This window comes from Candidatus Obscuribacterales bacterium, assembly GCA_036703605.1.
GTDB lineage: Bacteria > Cyanobacteriota > Cyanobacteriia > RECH01 > RECH01 > RECH01.
This window is the reverse complement of sequence record DATNRH010001084.1, coordinates 1-1250: the sequence shown is the minus strand read 5'-3', so window position 1 is coordinate 1250 and position 1250 is coordinate 1. Positions and strand designations below refer to the sequence as shown.

General features: G+C 53.8%; 1 protein-coding gene. It reads right to left on the bottom strand.

Features of this window, described 5'->3' with window-relative positions; translation table 11 throughout:
- Positions 1–254: 254 nt before the first annotated feature.
- A partial coding sequence (locus V6D20_22505; protein HEY9818553.1) for a hypothetical protein occupies positions 255–1250 on the bottom strand: 996 nt, incomplete at its 5' end.

The window sequence follows — 1250 nt, the reverse complement described above, 5'->3', positions numbered from 1 at the left end:
AGAGGGGTCTCCTGGTGCCACACGAAAGCCTCTGGGAGATGGAGGGCGATCGAGGGCAGAAAGGCGTTGCTTTCCAGGCCTTCCTTGAACTCCTCTAACCCTAGGACAGTAGCGTCGAAGTTTCCGTTATGAATCTGGTTCGTGAATAGGTGGGGTTAGGGTTAGGGTTAGGGTTAGGGTTAGGGTTAGGGTTAGGGTTATAAAGTTTATCAAAAAGAAGGTTTTTCTACTAAGGGGGACGTTGATGTGCAGGCCTAGTCGACACGATGGCGGGCTTTCATCGCGAGAGTGCGAACATAACGGGCAGTCTCCTTTTGCAAGCAGACCGCCAAGCAGTTTATGTAATAAGCAGTCATCGTTGGACTAGTCCATGAGGGCGCATCAAACACCTCTTCCCTCGACTGGCACGCCTCCGCAATCAGGGTCAGGATGTCGGAGTGGAGACCACCAAACGTTTCCAATACGAGGGGGTTGAAGCAATAGCCGTTCACGCGGCAGAGGTCGTCGAACTTCCGCATCTTCTCCCGGTAGCGGCGGTTGGCGGCGCTTAGGCGTTTCCGGGAGGCTTGCTCGAAGACCGAGCTGGCACAAGGATTCGTAATTGAGACGTCAAGAAGGACGGCGCCTCGATCCAAGCCCTGGACCAAAAGGTCAGCGCGCTTGTCTTTGTGGTCTACAGGAGTGTCGATCTCTACAAACGTGTGGAGGGGCTCGGCTGTTACTTCATGGCCCGTTTGCCTCATGCATTCTCCAATGATACCTACGCAAGCATTATGGCAACGCGAGGGTCCATTAAGGTGGGGGCATTTCTGTAAGTGCAAGAACCACATGAATTGATCCGTTTCAGCAGGATCGAAGAAGAAAGTGCCGCACTTGCAGACCCGACCGGCCAGTTTAATATGCGGGCCTAAGCCAAGGCGGGTACGTAGGGCATCTTGGAAGGTCAAGAGCGGCATCGAGAGGTTTGGGCCAGATGGGGTCACTTGTAGCCAAAGGCCGGGGACTTTGCCTTGTAGAGCTGTGAGGCGAGCTTGGTGTCGTTGGGAAACCTTGCTGAACAGTTCCTGGGACTTTGCATGCTGCTTGATGTCATAGAGCTGGTGTTGTATGTTGGTGGGAGCTTCAGTGACAGGGCAGGAACCGAGCATGGAAGGAGCCTTAGGTAGGGAACAAGTGATAAGGTCGTCAGCCTCCATAATGGAGCAAAACAGGGTAGTGGAGGTGCCCTCAGCAATAGCCTCGATGTGGTT